The organism is uncultured Oscillibacter sp., from assembly GCF_950073225.1.
Taxonomy (GTDB): domain Bacteria; phylum Bacillota; class Clostridia; order Oscillospirales; family Oscillospiraceae; genus Oscillibacter.
In genome coordinates, this window is the sequence record NZ_CATMPS010000005.1 from 58,710 (window position 1) to 79,099 (window position 20,390).

At 63.0% G+C, this 20,390-nt stretch carries 17 protein-coding genes; 13 read left to right on the forward strand and 4 right to left on the reverse strand.

Annotated elements, in window-relative coordinates:
- Positions 1-143 precede the first annotated feature (143 nt).
- The 8 genes from Q1M04_RS04650 (at position 144) to Q1M04_RS04685 (ending at position 10,218) form a co-directional block, all read left to right on the forward strand.
- Positions 144-1,856 (forward strand): ABC transporter ATP-binding protein, encoded by a 1,713-nt coding sequence (locus Q1M04_RS04650; protein ID WP_297997332.1) that lies wholly within the window; start codon positions 144-146, stop codon positions 1,854-1,856.
- Positions 1,853-3,583, forward strand: coding sequence for an ABC transporter ATP-binding protein (locus Q1M04_RS04655; RefSeq protein ID WP_297997330.1), 1,731 nt, complete (start codon positions 1,853-1,855; stop codon positions 3,581-3,583). The genes Q1M04_RS04650 and Q1M04_RS04655 overlap by 4 nt, the downstream gene beginning before the upstream one ends.
- Positions 3,584-3,904: 321 nt before the next feature.
- Complete coding sequence (locus Q1M04_RS04660) at positions 3,905-5,749, forward strand: iron ABC transporter permease (protein WP_295758275.1); 1,845 nt, start codon at positions 3,905-3,907, stop codon at positions 5,747-5,749.
- A 48-nt stretch (positions 5,750-5,797) separates the two neighbouring features.
- The gene (locus Q1M04_RS04665; protein ID WP_297997328.1) at positions 5,798-6,919 is read left to right on the forward strand and encodes an ABC transporter ATP-binding protein; all 1,122 of its coding nucleotides are present in this window, start codon (positions 5,798-5,800) and stop codon (positions 6,917-6,919) included.
- A gap of 146 nt (positions 6,920-7,065) precedes the next feature.
- Positions 7,066-8,388, forward strand: coding sequence for an extracellular solute-binding protein (locus Q1M04_RS04670; RefSeq protein ID WP_297997326.1), 1,323 nt, complete (start codon positions 7,066-7,068; stop codon positions 8,386-8,388).
- 161 nt (positions 8,389-8,549) lie between these two features.
- Entirely contained in the window at positions 8,550-9,089 is a 540-nt protein-coding gene (locus tag Q1M04_RS04675; RefSeq protein ID WP_293280720.1) for a hypothetical protein, read from the forward strand.
- A gap of 6 nt (positions 9,090-9,095) precedes the next feature.
- Positions 9,096-9,845 (forward strand): HAD family hydrolase, encoded by a 750-nt coding sequence (locus tag Q1M04_RS04680; protein ID WP_204789530.1) that lies wholly within the window; start codon positions 9,096-9,098, stop codon positions 9,843-9,845.
- 13 nt (positions 9,846-9,858) lie between these two features.
- Positions 9,859-10,218: a VOC family protein gene (locus Q1M04_RS04685; RefSeq protein ID WP_297997324.1), complete on the forward strand. Its 360-nt coding sequence runs from the start codon at positions 9,859-9,861 to the stop codon at positions 10,216-10,218.
- 43 nt (positions 10,219-10,261) lie between these two features.
- On the opposite strand, the gene Q1M04_RS04690 is transcribed toward Q1M04_RS04685, so the two are convergent.
- From Q1M04_RS04690 to spoIIP, 4 genes are all read right to left on the reverse strand, one after another.
- Positions 10,262-11,650: a YfcC family protein gene (locus Q1M04_RS04690; protein WP_295758267.1), complete on the reverse strand. Its 1,389-nt coding sequence runs from the start codon at positions 11,648-11,650 to the stop codon at positions 10,262-10,264.
- A 14-nt stretch (positions 11,651-11,664) separates the two neighbouring features.
- Positions 11,665-12,663, reverse strand: coding sequence for an ornithine carbamoyltransferase (gene argF, locus Q1M04_RS04695; RefSeq protein WP_297294492.1), 999 nt, complete (start codon positions 12,661-12,663; stop codon positions 11,665-11,667).
- Between the two features lie 71 nt (positions 12,664-12,734).
- The gene (gene arcA, locus Q1M04_RS04700) at positions 12,735-13,961 is read right to left on the reverse strand and encodes an arginine deiminase (RefSeq protein ID WP_297294491.1); all 1,227 of its coding nucleotides are present in this window, start codon (positions 13,959-13,961) and stop codon (positions 12,735-12,737) included.
- A 102-nt stretch (positions 13,962-14,063) separates the two neighbouring features.
- Positions 14,064-15,302 (reverse strand): stage II sporulation protein P, encoded by a 1,239-nt coding sequence (gene spoIIP, locus Q1M04_RS04705; RefSeq protein WP_297997319.1) that lies wholly within the window; start codon positions 15,300-15,302, stop codon positions 14,064-14,066.
- A 138-nt stretch (positions 15,303-15,440) separates the two neighbouring features.
- On the opposite strand from spoIIP, the gene Q1M04_RS04710 reads away from it, so the two are divergent.
- From Q1M04_RS04710 to Q1M04_RS04730, 5 genes are all read left to right on the forward strand, one after another.
- A complete protein-coding gene (locus Q1M04_RS04710; protein ID WP_297997317.1) occupies positions 15,441-16,703 on the forward strand; it encodes an EF-P 5-aminopentanol modification-associated protein YfmF in 1,263 nt (420 codons plus the stop codon).
- Complete coding sequence (locus Q1M04_RS04715; protein WP_297997315.1) at positions 16,700-17,971, forward strand: EF-P 5-aminopentanol modification-associated protein YfmH; 1,272 nt, start codon at positions 16,700-16,702, stop codon at positions 17,969-17,971. Before Q1M04_RS04710 ends, Q1M04_RS04715 begins: the two co-directional genes overlap by 4 nt.
- Position 17,972: 1 nt before the next feature.
- On the forward strand, positions 17,973-18,935 hold the full coding sequence (gene lgt / locus Q1M04_RS04720) for a prolipoprotein diacylglyceryl transferase (RefSeq protein ID WP_297997313.1): 963 nt from the start codon (positions 17,973-17,975) through the stop codon (positions 18,933-18,935).
- Complete coding sequence (locus Q1M04_RS04725; RefSeq protein ID WP_297997310.1) at positions 18,919-19,767, forward strand: bifunctional 5,10-methylenetetrahydrofolate dehydrogenase/5,10-methenyltetrahydrofolate cyclohydrolase; 849 nt, start codon at positions 18,919-18,921, stop codon at positions 19,765-19,767. The genes lgt and Q1M04_RS04725 overlap by 17 nt, the downstream gene beginning before the upstream one ends.
- A gap of 205 nt (positions 19,768-19,972) precedes the next feature.
- Positions 19,973-20,365: an Rrf2 family transcriptional regulator gene (locus Q1M04_RS04730; RefSeq protein WP_297997308.1), complete on the forward strand. Its 393-nt coding sequence runs from the start codon at positions 19,973-19,975 to the stop codon at positions 20,363-20,365.
- Positions 20,366-20,390: the final 25 nt, after the last annotated feature.

Below are 20,390 nucleotides of genomic sequence, written 5' to 3' on the forward strand. Positions count from 1 at the left end.
TTTAAAAGGCACGCCGCCCCCTTTTCTAAGCCGCAGCCCTCCCCCACGCGAAAATACGGATTGACTTGCCGCCGGAGGGCGTAGTATGATAAATGCAAATTTTCGCAAACGTTTGAGCGCAGACAATCGAAAGGAGGTCCGGCATGAAAACCATTCTCGGCTATCTCCGTCCCCACGCCCCGCGGGTGGCGGTGGGGGTGACGGTGAAGTTCACCGCCGCCGTACTGGAGCTTCTGCTGCCCTTGCTGCTGGCCCGCATCATTGACGACTGCGTGCCCGCCCGGGACCTGGCCGCCGTCTGGCGGGCGGGGGGCCTGATGCTGATTATGGCTTTCGGCGCGGCCCTCTGCAACATTACGGCCAACCGCATGGCGGCTTGGGTGTCCATGGATATGACGCGGCAGCTCCGCCGGGACCTCTATCAGCGGACGCTGTTTCTCTCCCAGGCCCAGCTGGAGCGGTTCACCGTATCCTCCATTGTCTCCCGGCTGACCAACGACACCTACAATGTCCACCAGATGTTTGACAAAATCCAGCGCGGCGGCATCCGGGCCCCCATGCTGGTCCTGGGCGGGCTGGTACTGACCTTCTTCCAGGCCCCGTCTCTGGCCTTCGTACAGCTCGCGGTTTGCTCCGCCACATTTTTCGCCATCTGGCTGGTGACCCGTCAGGGCATTCCCCGGTATACCCGGGCTCAGGAGGCGGTCGACACCGTGGTCCGCGTTCTCCGGGAGAATGCCTCCGGGGTCCGCGTTGTCAAGACTCTGGCCTGCCAGGGCCGGGAAAGAGAACGCTTCACCGCCGCCAGCCGGGCTTCTATGGAGGCCGAACAGACCGCGGGCCGCATCATGGCCGCCGCCAATCCCCTGGCGGATTTCCTTCTGAACCTGGGACTGGTGCTGGTTGTGCTGGCGGGCGCCCTGCTGGTGGACCGGGGACGGATGGCCTCCGGCCAGATTGTCGCCTTCCTTTCCTATTTTACGTTGATTCAAACCGCCACGCTGGGCCTGGCAAAGCTCTTTGTCAAATTCAGCAAAGGCGTGGCCTCCGCCCGGCGGATTGAGGAGGTCCTCCTGGCCCCGGAAGACCAGCGGGTCCGCGTCCCTGAGGGCCCGGGCCTCCAGGGCCCGGAGCTGGGTATGGAAAACGTGTCTTTTTCCTACCTGGGGGTAGAAAAGGATTTAGACGGCGCTTCCTTCCTATTAAATAAAGGGGAAACCCTGGGCATCCTGGGCCCCACCGGTTCTGGAAAGACCACCCTGGTTTCTCTGCTTCTCCGCCTCTATGACGCGGACGGCGGCGTCGTCTGGCTGGGAGGGCGGGACGTCTCCACGCTCAGCCGGGAGGATCTGCGGGGCCGCTTCGGCGTGGTTTTCCAGAATGAAGCCCTGCTGAACGACAGTGTCTACGAAAACATCTCCTTCCTCCGGGGGCTCTCCCGGGAGGACGTGACCGCCGCCGCCAAGACCGCCCAAGCCTGGGAATTCATTGAACATCTGCCCGAAGGTCTGGACGCCAAGCTGGATATCCGGGGCGCCAATCTCTCCGGCGGCCAGCGCCAGCGGCTGCTCGTCGCCCGGGCTTTGGCGGCCCGCCCCAATATCTTGATTTTGGACAGCGCCGACAGCGCCCTGGACTACCGCACCGCCGCCGCGCTCCATGCCGCCATCCGCCGGGACTTTCCCGGTGTCACCCAGGTAATCATCTCCGAGCGGGTGTCCTCCCTCCGGGACGCAGACCGCATCCTGGTGCTGGAAGACGGTGTGATTGCCGCCCAGGGAACACACCAAGAACTCCTGGAAACCTGCGGGCGCTATCGCCGCATGGCGGAGCTCCAGATGGGAGGGGCCGTATGAAAAAGAACGTGCTGGTCCGCTTAAGCCGTTTTCTCCGCCCTTACGGCTTCCGGTTCCTGCTCTTGCTGGTCCTGCTGCTGGCGGGAAATCTGCTGTCCCTGGCGGCCCCCCTGCTTTCCGGCCGGGCGGTGGACGCCGTGGGCGTCCGGGCGGGAGGCGTGGACTTTCCCGGCGTGGTTCGGAACTGCGCCGGGATGCTGGGCTGCTATGCCCTGTCCTCTCTCCTGAACTACGCCGTATCCTCCCGCCTCATCCAAACAGCCCAGGCCGTTTCGCACGATCTCCGCAAAGCCGCGTTTGACCGCATGAGCGAACTGCCGGTGGACTACTTCGACACCCACCCCTCCGGGGATCTCATCAGCCGGATCTGCTATGACGTGGACACCGTCAACGCCACCCTCTCCACGGACCTCCTGCAATTGGGCACCAGCGTCTTTACCGTGGCCGGGTCCTTCCTGATGCTGCTCCTCCTCTCCCCCCGGCTGACCCTGGTGTTCTTTGTCACCGTCCCCCTGTCGGCGGCGCTGACCCGGTTCCAGATGAAGCGCATTCATCCCCTTTTCCGCCTCCGCTCCAAGGAGCTGGGGGCCCTAAACAGCTTTGCCGGGGAGCGAATGGGCTGCCGCCGGTCTATTCGGGCCTACGGCGTGGAACAGGAGGACCTGGGCCTCTTTGACCGGCGCAACGGCGCGGCCTCCAGGGCCTACTACGACGCGGACCGGGCCAGTTCCTCCCTGGGGCCCTCGGTGAACTTTGTCAACAACATCTCCCTTACCTTCGTAAGCGTTTTCGGAGCCCTGCTGTACCTGGGCGGCGGTCTGTCCCTGGGGAGCCTCTCCTCCTTCGTCCTGTACTCCCGGAAGTTCTCCGGCCCCATTCGGGAAGCGGCGAACCTCCTGGCGGAACTCCAGGCCAGCGCCGCCGCCGCCGAGCGGGTGATGGATTTACTGGACGAGGAGCCGGAACCGGCAGACCCGCCGGAGGCCCTCTCCGTGGAGCGGCTGCGGGGCGACATCCGTTTTGACCATGTGTCCTTCGGCTACGACCCCGCCCGTCCCGTCCTCCGGGACTTCACCGCCCATATCCCGGCGGGGAGCCTGGCCGCCGTGGTCGGGCCCACCGGGGCGGGGAAGACCACCCTGGTCTCCCTCCTCCTCCGGTTCTACCGTCCCCAGGGCGGACGCATCATCCTGGACGGCGTCCCCCTGGACGCCTACAGCCGGGACGGCCTGCGCCGCCGCCTGGCCTTAGTGCTCCAGGATACCTGGCTCTTCGGCGGCACCATCGCCGAGAACATCGCCTACGGCGCGCCGGGAGCCTCCCGGGAGCAGATTGTGGAGGCCGCCAAGGCCGCCCGCATCCACCGCTTCATCTCCTCCCTCCCCCAGGGCTACGACACCGTCCTCACCGACGAGGGCGTCTCCAAAGGGCAAAAGCAGCTTCTGGCCATCGCCCGGTGCCTCCTCACCGACGCTGACGTGGTCATTCTGGACGAGGCCACCAGCAACGTGGACACGGAGACCGAGGGGGAGATCAGCTTGGCCATGGAGCAACTTCGCCAGGGGCGGACCTGTTTCGTCATTGCCCACCGGCTGGCCACCATCCGGGGCGCAGACCGCATTTTGGTGCTGGACCAGGGCGGCGCGGCGGAGCAGGGGACCCACCGGGAGCTGCTGGCCGCCGGAGGCGTATATGCCCAGCTCTACGCCGCGCAATTTCAATCGTAAACAATGGCAAACGGCGGCGAAAACGTATCCGGAATTTCAGGAATTCCTCCAAAAAGCAATTGACAAAATAGCAAAAATAGGAAGCGTCCATTTGTTCAAATTGTAAACAAACCGTGAAAACAAACAAAAAACCCCCCCTAAAATCGGGAGGCTGACAATTGACAAACCTACTCAGGATTCTTTATAATGAACCCAGGAAGTCGCAAACGTTTGCGCAAAGCGGACCTATTTCCGCTCCGCGCGGACAGCCCTGGGCGTGACCGGATGGGAGGACTCGATCGCCCGGGGAGTTCCCGGCAGTTATCAGAAAGAGGTGTTATCGTGTCAAATGCAGTAACCGTGACCAAGGAAAGACCCCCCAGAAAGAAACTGACGGCACGTCGGTTGAAGAACCTGATCCTAAACGTGCTCAAAAACCCCTTTAACATGGTCGTGCTGGTCAGCCTGATCGTGTTGTTCTGCCTGATCGTCATTCCCCTGCTGACCATGATTAAGTCCACCTTCACCCTGGCGCAGGGCGAGCTTCGCCGTGTGGACGGCAAAGTGGGCGACTTCACACTCTACTATTGGCAGTACATGCTGATGAGCAACATGTCCAAGGCCGTGCTGTGGGAGCCCCTGCTGCACTCCTTTGTCTGCGGCTTCTTCACCACGCTGATTTCCGTGCCTCTGGGCTCGGTGCTGGCCTGGCTGATGATCCGTACCGACCTCCCCGGCAAGAAAGTTCTGGGCATTCTCATTACCGTGCCCTACATGATTCCCTCCTGGACCAAGGCCATCGCCTGGCTGGCGGTGTTCCGCACGCCCACCAGCGGCGCAAACGGATTCCTCACCGGCATGGGCATCCCGATTCCCGACTGGCTGGCCTACGGGCCCACGGCCATCGTGCTGTGCATGTCCATGCACTACTACGCGTTCTCTTACATTCAGGTCTCCGGCGCCCTCCGCTCCATCAACTCGGAGCTGGAGGAGATGGGCGAGATTCAAGGCGCCAATAAGGCCCAGATTCTCCGCTACATCACCCTGCCGCTGATTCTTCCCTCCGTGCTCTCCGCCCTGGTCATGACCGTCTCCAAGTCCATCGGTACTTACGGCGTGGCGGCCAACCTGGGCAACCGCATCGGCTACTACACCCTGGCCACCCGCATGCGCGTCTACATCGACCAGGGTCCCCGGGGCGTGGGCTACGCCATGTCCATCGTCCTGGTCGGCCTGGCGGCTCTGATTCTGATGAGCAACCAGAGGGCCATCGGCGTGCGCAAGTCCTATGCCACCGTGGGCGGCAAGGGCGGCCGCAGCACCCTGATGCCTCTTGGCGCGGCAAAGAAGCCCATGATGGCGTTCCTGGCCGTCTTCCTGTTCCTGGCCATGGTCATGCCTTTCTTTGTGCTGATTATGGAGACCTTCCAGATCACCACCGGCGCGGGCTACGGTCCCGAAAACCTGACCCTCTACAACTGGATCGGCGAAGCCGGAGAAGCGGAGAAGTACACCAACTACGCGGGCATCTTCCGCAACCCCGAGTTCTTCAGCGCCCTGTGGAACACGGTCCGCCTGACCATCATCACCTCCCTCATCACCGCCTTCTGCGGCCAGTTCCTGGGCTACATCAGCTCCCGCGGCCGGGGCAAGTGGTACGGCAACCTCACCGAGCAGCTGGTGTTCGTTCCCTACCTGATGAGCGGCGTGGCCTTCTCCACCATGTATTTCTCCATGTTCAGCGTGCCTCACTTCGGCGGGCTGATCCCCTCCCTTTACGGCACCTTCACCCTGATCGTTCTCACCTCCGTGGTCAAGCACTTCCCCTTCGCCAGCCGCTCCGGCACCGCCAACATGCTCTCCATCAGCGTGGAGCTGGAGGAAGCCGCGGACATTGCCGGCGCCAGCTTCTGGAAGCGGATGGCCACCATCATTGTCCCCCTGGCGAAGAACGGCTTCATCTCCGGCCTGATGCTGGTGTTCATCTCCATCGCCAAGGAGCTGGACCTCATCATCATCATGATGACGCCCACCACCCGGACCATGTCCTATCTGGCCTTCACCTACTCCCAGGAGGGCTACGCCCAGATGTCCGACGCCATTTCCGTGTGCGTGCTGCTGTTCATCCTGTTCTGCTACATCTTCGCCAACAAGGTCGCCGGCGCCGACATCGGAAAGAGTTGGTAACCCAGCGAGCCACGGACTTTATATAAGAACAGAAAGGAAACGTGCCATATGAGCCGCATTGAACTGAAAAATATTGACAAATTTTACGGCAACAACCACGTCCTCCGCAACATCAACCTGACCATTGAGGACGGCGACTTCATGACCCTGCTGGGCCCCTCCGGCTGCGGCAAGACCACCACCCTCCGCGTGGTCTCCGGCCTGGAAAAGCCCCAGAACGGCATCATGACCATCGACGGAGTGGAAATGATCAACGCCGACGACGCCTATTATGCCGAGCCCAGCAAGCGCGGACTGAACCTGGTGTTCCAGTCCTACGCCCTGTGGCCCCACATGACGGTGTACAACAACATCTCCTTCGGCCTGAAAATCCAGAAGATGAGCCACGACGAGATCGACCGCCGGGTCATGGACTCCCTGCGGATGATGCGCATCGACATGTACAAGGACCGCTATCCTACGGAGCTCTCCGGCGGCCAGCAGCAGCGCGTGGCCATTGCCCGTGCCGTGGCCTCCAGCCCCAAGCTGCTGCTGCTTGACGAGCCTCTCAGCAACCTGGACGCCAAGCTCCGCATCGACATGCGTTCCGAGCTCCAGCGCCTCCACAAGGAGCTGGGCACCACCATTATCTACGTCACCCACGACCAGGTCGAGGCTCTGACCATGTCCACCAAGATCGCCCTGTTCAAGGCCGGCGAGCTGAACCAGGTGGCCACCCCCATGGAGCTGTATAACAACCCCATTGACCTGGAGGCCGCCGACTTCATCGGCAACCCCCGGATCAACCTGGTCCCCGGCAAGGCCGAGATGAAGGGCGGCCAGCTGGTGGTCAAGAGCGAGCTGGGCGGGCACACCTTCACCGCCGAGTACCTGACTAACGAGCAGAAGCCCTCCAGCGGCGAGTTCGACTGCGTGCTGGCCGTCCGCCCCGAGCAGATTCTCATCTCCCGGGAGCCTGTGGAAGGCGCCCTCCCCGTCACCGTGTACGCCAGCCAGCCCGCCGGTTCCGAGACCATCGTCACCTTGAAGGCCGGCGAGGACGAGTTCCTGTCCAAGGAGATCGGCCAGGCCCACTATGACATTGATCAAAAAGTCTGGGCCATCATTGACCAGGACAAAATCAACGTCTATAATAAAGAGACCACCCGGCTCATCAAGCGCGCGGTCTAAGCACCCTCCTTCCTCCCGGATAGGCAAAGAGGCGCACCCCCGGCGGCGGGCCCGCCGCCGGGGTACGGGCTAAGCTCCCGTTTCCGCCCCCTTGGCTATATAGATTCCAGCATCACTATTTCCCCAAAACGAAAGGAGAAGATCTGATGAAGAAGAAACTCTTTGCGCTGCTGATGGCCCTGGTAATGGTCCTCAGCCTGGCCGCCTGCGGCGGCGACAAGGGCGGCGATACCCAGGCCCCCGCCGACTCCGGCGCCTCCACCGGGACCGAGCAGCCTTCCGACGGCGGCGACGCCGCTCCCACCACCGACTTGAAGCTGGGCTATGACATGGACACCGGAGAAAACGTCTATGGCCCCTACTATGACGAGTGGAGCGACATGACCGATGAGGAGCTCTACGAGTTGGCCCTGAAGGAAGACACCACCATCAACGTCTACGCCACCTCCTCCAAGATGCTGAAGGAAGAGGAGCCCTTTGAGGAGGCGTTTCCCGGCCTGGACCTGGTGGTCTCCGACCTGGACTCCGACGAGGTCCTGAGCAAGGCCAGGATGGAAAATGAAACCGGAAACATCACCGCCGACGTGCTCCAGACCAAGGACGTCAACGGAGAAGTGTTCCACGAGTACTATGACAAGGGCGTCATCGAGCCCTTCTATCCCCGGGACATCTGCGCCCACATCCCCGAGGAGAACCTGAAGTACAGCTATCCCCTGTACTCCTCTCAGGCCTTCTGGTATTACAACACCGAAGCGTTCCCCGATGGCCAGCCCATCAACAGCTGGTGGGAGATCATCGAGAAGGATGACGCCGGCAACCAGAAATTCGCCCTCTACACCAAGGAAATCGGCCAGGAGACCGCGTACCTCTCCCTGTTCGCCAGCTTCATCATCAACGCCGACGAAATGGCCCAGTCCTACAAGGACACCTATGGCAAGGACCTGGAGTACACCTACGACGCCTCCAAGTTCGCCTTCGAGGTTCCCGAGAACAACGCGGGCGTTGAGTACCTGTGGCGCTTTACCCAGGCTAAGATGACCTTCATCGGCGACGGTGACGAGCTGGTGCTGGCCGTCCACAACTCCACCAAGGATCAGCCCGCCCTGGCCCTGGCCTCCGCCGGTAAGATCGAAAACCGGGAGGAGTCCGGCTACAACATCGACTGGTGCATCAACCTCAGCCCCTACACCGCCCTGCTGAACACCGAGGCCATGATGGTCGTCCAGGGCTGCAACAGCCCCGCCGGCGCCCGCCTCTTCATCCGTTTCGTCACCGGCGGCGCGGACTGCCAGAGCGGCGGCCTGAAGCCCTTCACCAAGGTCGGCAACTGGCCCCTGCGTGACGACTTTGTGGACGAGAAGAACCCCGCCAAGCTCAACGAGCTGGGTGCCCGGGCCAACGACCTAGTCTCCATCTATGAGATCTATCCCGACGTGCAGGATATGTGGATGTACTGGCTGAACCAGTAATCCCTCTCTCTGCCATCGCCGCGTTCACAGCTTTGCTGGGCGGGCGGCCGGACGGCCGCCCGCCCGCCTTCTAAGAAGCTGTATTCACAGGCGAGAAACGGCACAGGCTTCCCGCCTGTGAATACAGCTTCCATGTTTCAAGGCTTTTAAGGAGGAACCCTATGGCAAATCCCATCCGGCAAAAAGAGATCGACGAGCGGGTCGGCAAGTTCGCGGACAAATTCTGGGGCGCGTTCCAGATGACGGAAAACGGCAGGGTAAAGAGCACCATCCTGCTCTACTCCTTCTGCCTCTGCTGGGTGCTGCTGGCCGTTTACGGCGGCTGCTTCGCCCTTCTCAACCCCTGGCTGGACGGCCTTTTGAGCGGGTCGGCGCTTCCCGTCTGGCTCATCAGCCTGGTGGAAGCCCTGGCGCCCGCGGCGGCGGGGACGGCGGCGGCCTCTCTGGTCTGGCTGCTGCCCGGCGACAAGCGTTTGCTCCCCGCCGGCTATCTCTGGCTGACGCTGCTGATGCTGGCTTGTTTGATCGGGCTCATAATGCTCATGGGCTGGGAAAACGCCGGGCTGGTTCTCCAATTCTTCGGGATGTTTGTGCTGGCCCCTCTGGCGCTGGGCCTGAGCTCGTCCCTTTTGGCGTACTATCTATACTGGAAAAAAAGGCCCCGTGCCGAAGATTCGGCACGGCCTTGGAAAAGGCAGTGAGAATTTATGATCGATACCGTATTGTTTGACATGGGCGGGACCCTGGAGGACATTTTTATCGACGACGCCAGCAAAAAGGCCTCCGCCGAGGGCGTCCTCCGCATCCTGGCGGCCCACGGCCACCCCCTGTCCCTGGACATCCCTGCCGCCATCCAGGCCTTTGCCGACGGCTGGGACCGTTACGCCGCCTACCGGGGCCCCACGAACCGGGAACTGAAGCCCGAGGAGATTTGGGGCAACTATGTTCTGACGGAGCTGGGCCTGGACTTCGACACCGTGAAGCCCTTCTCCGAGGAGCTGGCCCACATGTGGGAGGTCACCCACTACCACCGTGCGCTCCGCCCCAAGGTAAAGGAAATGCTGGAGGGCTTGAAGGGCCTGGGCATGAAGCTGGGCGTCATCAGCAACACCGCCGCCCTCTACCAGGTCTTCCGCACGCTGGAGGAGTACGGCATCCGGGATTACTTCCAGGACGTGACCCTGTCCTCCGTCACCGGCTACCGCAAGCCGGACCCCAACATCTTCCTGGTCTCCTTGAATCAGGTCCGCTCGGACCCCAAGACCTGCGCCTATGTGGGCGACACCTACTCCCGGGACGTCATCGGCCCCCAGAATCTGGGCTTTGGGGCTACCTTCCACATCCATTCCTTCCTGACCCAGTCCCGGGACGGCGACGTTCCCAAGGACGTCCGGGCTACCTATACCATCCAGGACATTTATGAGGTTTACACCATCTTGAAGGACCAGGCGGGCTGAAAGGCGGCAGAATATGTATACGTTCAATCATTTCAATTTTAACGTTACCGACTTGGAGCGCTCCTTGAAATTCTACAAGGAGGCCCTGGGCCTGTCCCCGGTCCGCCGGAAGGAGGCGGAGGACGGCAGTTATGTGATTGTCTTTCTGGGGGACCGGAGGACCACCTTCCGCCTGGAGCTGACGTGGCTGCGGGACCATCCCCAGAAGTATGACCTGGGGGAATGTGAATTCCACCTGGCCCTCAAGGCCCCGGATTATCAGGCAGCCTATGCCAAGCACAAGGAGATGGGCTGCATCTGCTTCGAGAATCCCGCCATGGGCATTTACTTCATCACCGACCCGGACGGGTATTGGATTGAGATCATCCCGTGACAGCGGCAAACCACCGGCTCAAAAGAGCCGGTGGTTTTTTCGCTCAGCCCAGCGCCACGCCTGCGATCAAAAACACCAGAGTCAGCAAAAAGAAATACAAAATCAGCTTCCACACATACTTGACCCACTTGTCATAGGGCACATGCCCCAGGGCCAGGGCCCCCATGACCACCGCCGCCGTGGGGGTGATGATGTTTACAAGGCCGGAGGCGGACTGGAAGGCCGTCACCACCAGATCGCCCCCCACCCCCGCGAAGCGGCCCAAGGGGGCCATGACGGGCACCGACAGCGTGGCCAGGCCGGAAGAAGAGGGAATCAGCACCGTCAAGGGCAGGTACAGCAGGTACACCAGCAGCACGAAGCTGACGGGCCCCGCCCCGGAGAGGGCCTGTTCTCCCCAGTGGAGGATGGTGCCGGTGATCTGCCCGTCGTTCATCAGCACGGTGATGCCCCGGCTGATGCCGATGATCAGGGCCACCCCCAGCAAATCCGCGCAGCCCGCCACATAGGTCTCGGCAATGGCCTCCTCGCCCATGCGGTCGATGAGGCCGATGATCACGCCGCTGACCAGGAACAGGGCGCTGAGCTCCGGGAACCACCAGCCTAAGGTCGGCAGGGGCAGGCCCATCTCGTCAAAGGGAATGACGCCGTAAATCATAATCAGGAAGGTCAGGGTGAAGATGGCCATGATGACCTTCCGCTTGGGCGTAAACTCCACCGTCTCTTCCATGTTGGCCTGGATCTTCCCCGCGCCCACGCCCACCACGGACCGGGCCGGGTCCCGCTTCACCCGGGCGGCGTAGGCCATGACGAACCAAATCGCCGCCCCCTCAAAGACCACCCACTGGATAGCCCGGAGGAGGATGCCGTCCCCCAGGGACACCCCGGCGAAGCCCGCCGCGATGCCCGTGGCAAAGGGGTTCACCGTGGAGCTGATGATGCCCGCCCCGGCTCCCAGGAGGATGACGGAGATGCCCACCACCGCGTCATAGCCCGCCGCCAGAAAGACGGGAATCAGAAGGGGGTAGAAGGCCATGGTCTCCTCCCACATGCCGTAGGTGGTGCCCCCCAGGCCAAAGGCGATCATCAAAATGGGGATTAGCCATTTCTCTCTTCCCCCCAGGCGCTGAATAATCCGGCCCACGCCGGCGTCCACCGCCCCGGTTCTCATGACCACGCCCAGGAAGCCGCCCACCATCAAAATGAAGACACACACGTCCACCGCGTCGTAAAACCCGGCGAAAGCGGCCTTCAGCACCGCCCCGGCCCCCTGGGGGCTCTGGGCCACGGCGTGGTAGGTCCCGGCCACCGGGGCCTCGTTCACGTACTGGTAGGCCCCCGCCGGAACCAGCCAGGTGCACAGGGCCACCAGGATGATGAGGAGGAATAGAATGGTGTATGCCGTCGGCATACGGAATCTCGCTCGTTCCAAAGGGCTCTCCCCCTTTATTTTCCGATGGTGGCCACCAGGACGGCCTTAATGGAGTGCATCCGGTTTTCGGCCTCGTCGAAGACCACGCTGTGGCGGCCCCGGAAGACCTCGTCGGTGACCTCCCGGATGTCCACGCCCTTGTCCTTCCACTCCTTGGCAAGCTTCGTCTCAAAGTCGTGGAAGGAGGGCAGGCAGTGCATATAGAGCACATCCGGGTTCCCCGTGGCCTTCATGGTCTCCTCCGTCACCCGGAAGGGGGAGAGCAGCTCCGCCCGCTTGGGGATCAGCTCCTCCTCGCCCATAGAGGCCCAGATGTCGCCGTAGATCATGTCCGCGCCCTTCAAAGAGCCCATGTCGTCGGTGATCTCAATGAGACCGCCGTTCTGCCTGGCCTCGGCGAAGACCCGCTTCACCAGCTCCTGGTCCATCTGCTGGGCCAGCTCCTGGGGCCCCAGGCCCACGAAGTGCATGCCCATTTTGGCCGCGCCCATCATCCAGGCGTAGCACATGTTGTTCCGCACGTCGCCAGGGAAGACCACCTTCATCTTGTTCAGGGGCTTGGCGCAGTGCTCTTCCAGGGTCATCATGTCGGCGAGGATCTGGGTGGGGTGGTCCCAGTCGGTGAGGCCGTTCCACACGGGAACGCCGGACCATTTCGCCAGGTCCTCCACCACCTGCTGGGCATAGCCCCGGTACTCGATGCCGTCGAAGAAGCGGCCCAGCACTTTGGCGGAATCCTCCAGGGACTCCTTCTTGCCCATCTGGGAGCTGCCCGCGTCCAGATAGGTGACATGGGCGCCCTCCTGGGTGGCGGCAACCTCAAAAGAGCACCGGGTCCGGGTGGAGGTCTTTTCGAAGAGCAGCACGATGTGCTTGCCCTTCAGGGCGGGCTCACAGACGCCGGCGCGGCGCTTGGCCTTCAGGTCGTGGCCCAGGTCCAATAGATAGCGGATTTCGCCGGGGGTGAAATCCTCCAGGGTTAAAAAGCTGCGGCCTTTTAAATTCAATGCCATGTTGTGTTACCTTCCTTTTCTGGTTCCCCCTGAAAAGGGGGGATTGTACTCGCCCTTCGGGCGGGGGAACCTTACGGGTCCTCCCGCCAGAGCGGCATGCTCATGCACCGGGGCCCGCCGCGCCCGCGGCTCAGCTCCGCGCTGGGAATGGTGTGCACCTTAATCCCCGCCTCCTCCAGGGAGCGGTTCGTCACGTAGTTTCGAGAATACACCACCACCTCGCCGGGGGCGATGGCCAGGGTGTTGCTTCCGTCGTTCCACTGCTCCCGGGCCGCGTCCACCTCGCTGCCCCGGCCGCATTCGATAAGGGTCACATGGTCCAGCCCCAGGTGCTCTTTGAGGATGTCCTCCAAACGGCCGTCCTCCTGGGTGATCTTCATCTTTTTGTTCTCGTCCAGCTCCATGACAAACACCGTAATGCTGGAAAGGATGTTGGGATGCACCGTGAACTTGTCCCGGTCCACCATGGTAAACACCGTGTCCAGGTGCATGAAGGACCGGCTCTTGGGGATGTTGAAGGCCAGAATCTTCTTAAAGTTCGTCCGGCTGTAGGTCAGCACCGCCTCCGCCAGGGTGTCGATGGAGTCCCCCTTGGTCCGCTGGGAGATGCCCACCCCCAGCACCTGGGGGCTGAGAATTAAAATATCCCCGCCCTCCAGAGAGGAGGTCTCGCCCCGGTCGTACCACCGGGGGGCGTGCATATACTCCGGGTTATGCTCGAAGATAAATTTGCCGAAGAGGGTTTCCCGGTTTCTCGTCTCCGTCAGCATCTTGTGGATGGACACGCCGGTGCCGATGGTGGCGAAGGGGTCCCGGGTAAAATAGAGGTTCGGCATGGGGTCCACCACGAAGGGATACCCGTCCCCGGCGGCGGATAAGAGGTCCGCCAGCTTCTCGCTCTCGCCCTGGAGCTGGCTTTTCCGCACGCCGGCCATCATAGTGGAGACCATCTGCTTGTCCGGCATCTTCCCCAGGTACTCCCCCAGGAGCACCCGGCTCCGCTGGTCCTTGACGCCCGCCTCGTCCAGGAACTGCATCACCAGCTCCTTGCGGACCTCGTCGCTGGTAATGGAATTCACCACCAGGTCCGTGAGGTAAACCACTTCCACGCCCTGCTGGCGCAGACACTCGGCAAAGGCGTCGTGCTCCTTCTGGGCCTCCCGGAGATAGGGGATGTCATCGAACAAAAGCCGCTCCAGATACTCCGGCATCAGGTTTTCCAGCTCTTGGCCCGGGCGGTGGAGCAGGACCTTTTTCAGCCGCCCGATCTCGGAGGTGTTGTGGATTCCCGTTTCCAAATGGGCTCACTCCTTTTGCGTTCAAATCGTTGGGTGGTTTTAGGGTCCCTGATTTCGGCGGTTTCATGCGCGGCGGAAAAATTTACAAAAAGAGACGGCCTCTTACGAAGCCGCCTCCCTGCCGCCCTCCTCTTCCGGGCCTTCCCCGCTTTCCGGGGGTTCCGCAGATTCCGCGCCGTCCCTTTTCTCCAGCAGCACCGCCGCGAACCGCTCCGCGAAGAGCCGCCCCGCCAGCACCGCCTCCTCCGGGGAGTTCCCGGCGGCCCCCACCTCCAGCAGCAGCGACCCGGTGGTGGCGTGCTGGTTATACCGGGAGTTCCGCAGCAGCACCGGGCGCATCAGCGTGGGATAGTGCTCCAGCACGTCCTGCTGCACCGCCGCCGCCAGACGCAGGTTTTCCAGCCAGAGCGGATGCTCCAAGCCGCTGCCGTCGCTGCCCATCACCAGGGACATCTGGGCGGCGGTTCCCTGGTCCCCCAGCTCGGAAACCACCTTGTGCTGGTTCCCCTGCCCGTCCTCAATGGCGTCCCGGTGGACGTCCAGGACGAAACGGATGGAGGGATACTTCTCCAAATACTTCCGGATCGCCTCCAGCGCCCGGTCATAGGCCCCGGTGTAGTTGGGGTAGTCGTACAGCGTCCGGTCGTGAAGGACGGAGATCCCCGCCTCCCCCAGAACCTCCGCCATCTCGTCCCCCACCCTCACCACATTGCAGCGGTAATCCGTGGTCCGGTAGTCCCCGGACCAGACGATTTCCGTCCCCGGAACGGGGGTATAGGCCTCGCTGCCGTGGGTATGTAAAATCAATACCTGGGGTCCCTCCTCTCCCAGAGCCGCCGCGAAGGGCGCCTGCAGCTCGGAAACAGAGAGGGCATGCTCTGTGGAATTGCTGACGTACACCCGTCCGCAGACGGTGTAGCCGCTGGGGTCCGTGGGAATCAGCGTCTTGGCGGGGACGCCGTTGTCCGCCGCAATGGGGGCCGCCGGCTCCACCGGAGTCTCCTCCACCGGCATCACAATGGGGGCCTGCGTCTCCCCGTCCTCCTCCGGCTGCTCCTGCCGTTCCAGGGCCTGGAGCTCCGCCACGTCCCCCCGCGCCGACAGCAGCAGGGAGGACTCCCCGATGGTCAGCGCCGCCGCCGGGGACAGGCCGTCTCCGGTCCCCAAATCCCCCAGCTCCCAGCGCAGCGCCCGCTCCGGCAAAGCCGCCGCCAGGGCCGAGACCGCCGCCGCCGCGGTGTCGCTTCCGGCGGTGACAGCGGCAATCCACAGCGTTCCCGCCGCCAGAAGAGCCGCCTCCAGCCGCCGGAGGGCGCTCCGCAGAGATTTCTTTTGTTTCATATCCGCTCACCTCTGGGACAACCTATGTCCGGCGGGCGGGAAATATGTCAGTCTTGCAATCCCGCTCCATTCAGTATATACTTGGAAACGAATAACAGCCTTTGCAACCACCCGATTCCACAAAAGGAGCTGAACCTAGTGACCAGAACGCAACTCGCCGGCGGCGTGTTCCTCACGCATCTCCCGGCGAAGAAATTCAAGACAAACCTTCTCTCCGCCCAATTCGTGGTCCCTCTGCGGTGGGAGACCGCCTCCGCCAACGCGCTGCTCGCCGCCATCCTCCGCCGGGGCACCGCCTCCTGCCCGGACATGGGGGCCCTTGCCGCCCGCCTGGACCAGCTCTATGGCGCCCGGATCGACTATACCGTCCGCAAAAAAGGCGAGGCCCAGTGCGTGGGCTTTGTGGCCAGCCTCATCGACGACTGCTTCGCCCCCGGCGGCGAACGCCTGCTGGAGCCCGCCGCCGCCCTGCTGGGAGAGCTCATCTGCCGGCCCGTCACCCGGGACGGGCTCTTCCTGGAGGAGTACTTCGAGAGCGAGAAAACCAACCTTATCGACGCCATCCGCAGCATTTTGAACGACAAGCGGTCATACGCCGACAGCCGCCTCCTCCAGGAGATGTGTACCGGCGAGCCTTACGGCGTGCCCCGCCTCGGCAACGAGCAGATTTCCGCCGCCCTCCATCCCCAGCTGCTTTTCGACGCCTACCGGGACCTCATTTCCACCTCCCGGCTGGAAATCTTCTACAGCGGCAGCGCCGAGCGCTCCCGGGTGGAGGACGCCCTTCGCGCCGCCCTGGCGGACCTGCCCCGGAAGGACCTTGTGCCCCTGCCGGAGCTTGCTCCCCACGCCCTCCCCGAGGAGCCCCGCTTCATCACCGAGCGGCTGGATGTCACCCAGGGCAAGCTGGGCATGGGCTTTTCCTGCGGCAGCGATGACGCCGCCGCCATGCTGCTGGGCAACACCCTGTTCGGCGGCAGCAGCAACTCCAAGCTCTTTTTGAACGTCCGGGAGAAGCTGTCCCTCTGCTATTACGCCTCCTCCCTCTACCACCGGCAAAAGGGCCTCATTACCGTCTCCTCGGGCATTGAGTTCGAGAACTATCAAAAGGCCTGCGGCGAGATACTCACCCAGCTGGAGGCCGTCCAAAAGGGCGAGCTGGAGGCCTGGGAGCTGGAGGCCGCACGGAGCACCCTGCTCAACGCCTACGCCTCCATGGGAGACTCCCAGGGGAAGCTGGAAAACTTCTTCCTGGGCCAGGCCGCCACCGGCCGGAACGAGACCCCGGAAATGCTGGCGGAGCAGATTCGCGCCGTCGCCCCGGAGCGCATTTTTGAAGCCATGAGCACGGTGAAGCTGGACACCGTATACTTCCTTCAGGGAAAGGAGGCGGAGGCATGAAGCCCGTCCACTATGAGCGCCTGGGCGAGACCATCTACCGGGAAACCCTGCCCAACGGCCTGAAAATCTGCGTGATTCCCAAGCCGGACCACGCCAAGAAGTACGCCTTTTTCGCCACCCGCTACGGCGGCATGGACATTCGCTTCCAGCTGAACGGCCGTTGGCTGGACACCCCCGCCGGCATCGCCCACTACCTGGAACACAAGATGTTTGACACCAAGGAGGGCAACGCCCTCCAGGAACTGGCCAAAAACGGCGCGGAGCCCAACGCCTTTACCTCCAACGCCATGACCGGCTACTACTTCGATTCCACCAGCCACTTTGACGAAAACCTGGAGATCCTCCTGTCCTTTGTCTCCGTTCCCTACTTCACCGACGAGAGCGTCGCCAAGGAGCAGGGCATCATCGCCCAGGAGATCAGCATGATCGAGGACAACCCCGACTGGCAGATCTACGCCCGGATGCTCCGGGCCCTCTACAGCGTCTCCACCGCCCGGACCTCCATCGCGGGCACGGTGGAAAGCATCTCCCGCATTACGGCGGAAACCCTTTACGACTGCCACAAGGCCTTCTACACCCCCTCCAATATGATTTTGACGGTGGTGGGAAACGTGGACCCCGTGAAGGTGTCGGACCTTGCCCGCCGGATTCTGCCCAAAGAGGGCGGCCCCGTGATTCCCAGGGACTACGGCAGCGAGCCCGAGGCCGTGGGAGCCAAGGAGGCCCGCATGGCCATGGAGGTCTCCAGCCCCCAGTTCCTGGCGGGCTGGAAATGCCGCCCCGTCCCGGAGGGGGAGGAGCGCCTCCGCCGCCTGATCCTGGGCAGCTTGGCCTGCGACCTGCTCTTCGGCGAGTCCAGCCCCCTGTACCAGCGGCTTTACAGCCAGGGGCTCGTCAATTCCAGCTTCGGCGGAGACTTCGAGCAGATGCCCGGCGTGGCCTTTCTCTACGCCGGAGGCGAGAGCAAGGAGCCCCAAACCGTAGCCAATGAGCTCCAGAAAGAGGCGGACCGCCTGATTCGGGAGGGCTTCGACGAGGACTACTTCCAGCGGGCCCTCCGCTCCAGCTTCGGCTCCAGCCTTCGGGGGCTGAACTCCTTTGAGAACATCGCCGTTTCCCTTACCGAGGGCTGCTTCGGCGGCTTCGACCCCTTCCGCTTCCCCCAGATCTTCGACGCCGTCACCCAGGAGGACATACTGAATTTCCTCCGGGACAACATGACGGCGGACCGGGCGGTTCTCAGCGAGATCGTCCCCAAGGAGGCCTGATATGTCCGCTCCTGAACTGACCGCGCTGAAAACCATGCCCATCAGCTTCCCCGGCCTCTTCGGGGATTGGGAATTCAATCCGGACCCCATCGCCATCCATGTGGGCCACGGCGTCTACTGGTACGGCATCATCCTGGCCCTGGGCTTCCTGGCGGGGCTGCTGCTGTGCATGCGGCAGGCCAAGCGCTACGGCCTGACGGAGGACCATGTGCTGGACTTCGTGCTCTGGGCGGTGCCCTGCTGCATCCTGGGCTCCCGGATCTATTACGTCCTTTTCTACCTGGACCTCTACCGGGACGACTCCGGCGTTTTGGACTGGAGCCGGGCCGTCGCCATCTGGGACGGCGGCATCGCCATTTACGGCACCGTCATCGCCGGGGCCCTGGTGGCCTTCCTCTTCACCCGATTTAAAAAGATTCCCTTCGGGGCCATGGCGGACCTTGCGGTGATGGGGCTGCTCCTGGGCCAGATCATCGGCCGCTGGGCCAATTTCATCAACCGGGAGGCCTTCGGCGGCCTGACGGATCTGCCCTGGCGGATGCGGGTGTGGACCAGCGCTTACCAATATGTGGAGGTCCATCCCACCTTCTTCTATGAGAGCCTTTGGAACCTCATCGGCCTGCTTCTCATTCTCTTCGTAGTCTCCAAGGGCCGCCGGTTCGACGGGGAGAACACCTGGTTCTATTTCCTCTGGTACGGCCTGGGCCGGGCCTGGATCGAGGGGCTGCGGACAGACAGCCTCTACCTCTTCGACTGGACCCTCTTCGGCCAGCCCATTCGGGTCTCCCAGGCCCTGAGCGCCGTCATGGTACTCGTTTCCATTCTGGCGCTGTTTTATGAGATCAAGATAAAGCGGCACGTCCCCGAGGACCTGCTGGTGAACCGCCGGGCCGCCGAGGCCGCCGCCCAGGCGGAGGAGGCCTCCCGGGAGGCGGAAGGAGGCGGCGATGGCGGTCAGGCTTGACGGCGCGGCCCTGGCCGCCAAATTGAAAACCCGGATTCGGGCGGAAGCCGCCGCCCTAGTCCGTCCCCCCATGCTGGCGGTGGTCCTGGCGGGAGAGGACCCGGCGTCGCAAATCTACGTCCGGGGCAAGGAGCGGGACTGCGCCGAATGCGGCATCCGCACCCGGACCCACCGCCTCCCGGCCAGCGTCTCCCAGGAGGACCTGCTGGTCCTCGTGGACTCCCTGAACCGGGACGAAGATGTGGACGGCGTCCTGGTCCAGCTCCCCCTGCCGGAGGGCCTGGACCCCCGGCCCGTTCTCCACGCCCTCTCCCCGGAAAAGGACGTGGACTGCTTCCACCCCTTGAACACCGGCCTTCTGGCCCTGGGGGAGCCCCGCTTCCTGCCCTGCACCCCCGCCGGGGTGCTGGAGCTTCTGGACGCCTATGGCGTCCCCATCCCGGGGCGCCTGTGCGTGATTCTCGGGCGGAGCCATTTGGTGGGCCGTCCCCTGGCCCAGCTTCTCACCGCCCGGGACGGCACCGTTATCCTCTGCCACTCCAAGACAAGGGACCTCCCCGCCCTCACCCGCCGGGCGGACGTCCTGATCGCCGCCGCAGGCCGTCCGGGCCTTGTGACGGCGGACATGGTGAAGCCCGGTGCGGCGGTCGTCGACGTGGCCATGAACCGCCGGGCGGACGGAAAGCTCACCGGAGACGTGGATTTCCCGGCGGTAGAGCCCGTCGCGGGCTTCCTCACCCCGGTCCCCGGCGGCGTGGGCCCCATGACCCGGGCCTGCCTGCTGCAAAACGTCCTCCGGGCCGCCCGCCTCCGCCAGGGGGAGGACCGCTAAACCCGCTGAAACGCCAGTCGCTTTCGCCGAAACCGGCTGGTGTTTTTTGTTATATCTTCCAATTTGTCCCGCCCCGCCTCCGGGGAATATTGACATTTTCGACGGCTCTGGTATAATTAACAGAAAATGTAGAATATGATAAAGTGGCTGGGCTTGTACACGCCGTACGGCCTTTTCCTTCCATTCATGCAATCGAGGTGGTTTTTTGCTGGTTACAAGAGAGATGGATTACGCCCTGCGCATCCTCCGGGCCCTGCACCGGGATGGGCAGCTCTCCGCCGCCGCCGTGGCCCGGCAGGAGAATATGCAAAAAGCCATCACGTTGAAGCTGCTGAACCGTCTCCTGGCCGCCGGCATTGTGGAAAGCCGCCGGGGCGTCAGCGGGGGCTATTTCCTCAAGCGCCCCTGCGAGGAGCTGAGCATTTACGACGTCTTCCAGTCCATCGGCGAGCCGCCCCTTTTGAACCGCTGCCAGCGGGAGGGGTACCAGTGCGAAAACTTCCCCAGTGGCGGCTGCGGCGTCTGCCGGGAGCTCAGCCGCATCCAGGAGGCCCTGGACCGGGAGCTTCAGCGCATGCCGCTGAGTGATATTTTCTAGCGTATCCAGGTTTTATCCGTCTCAA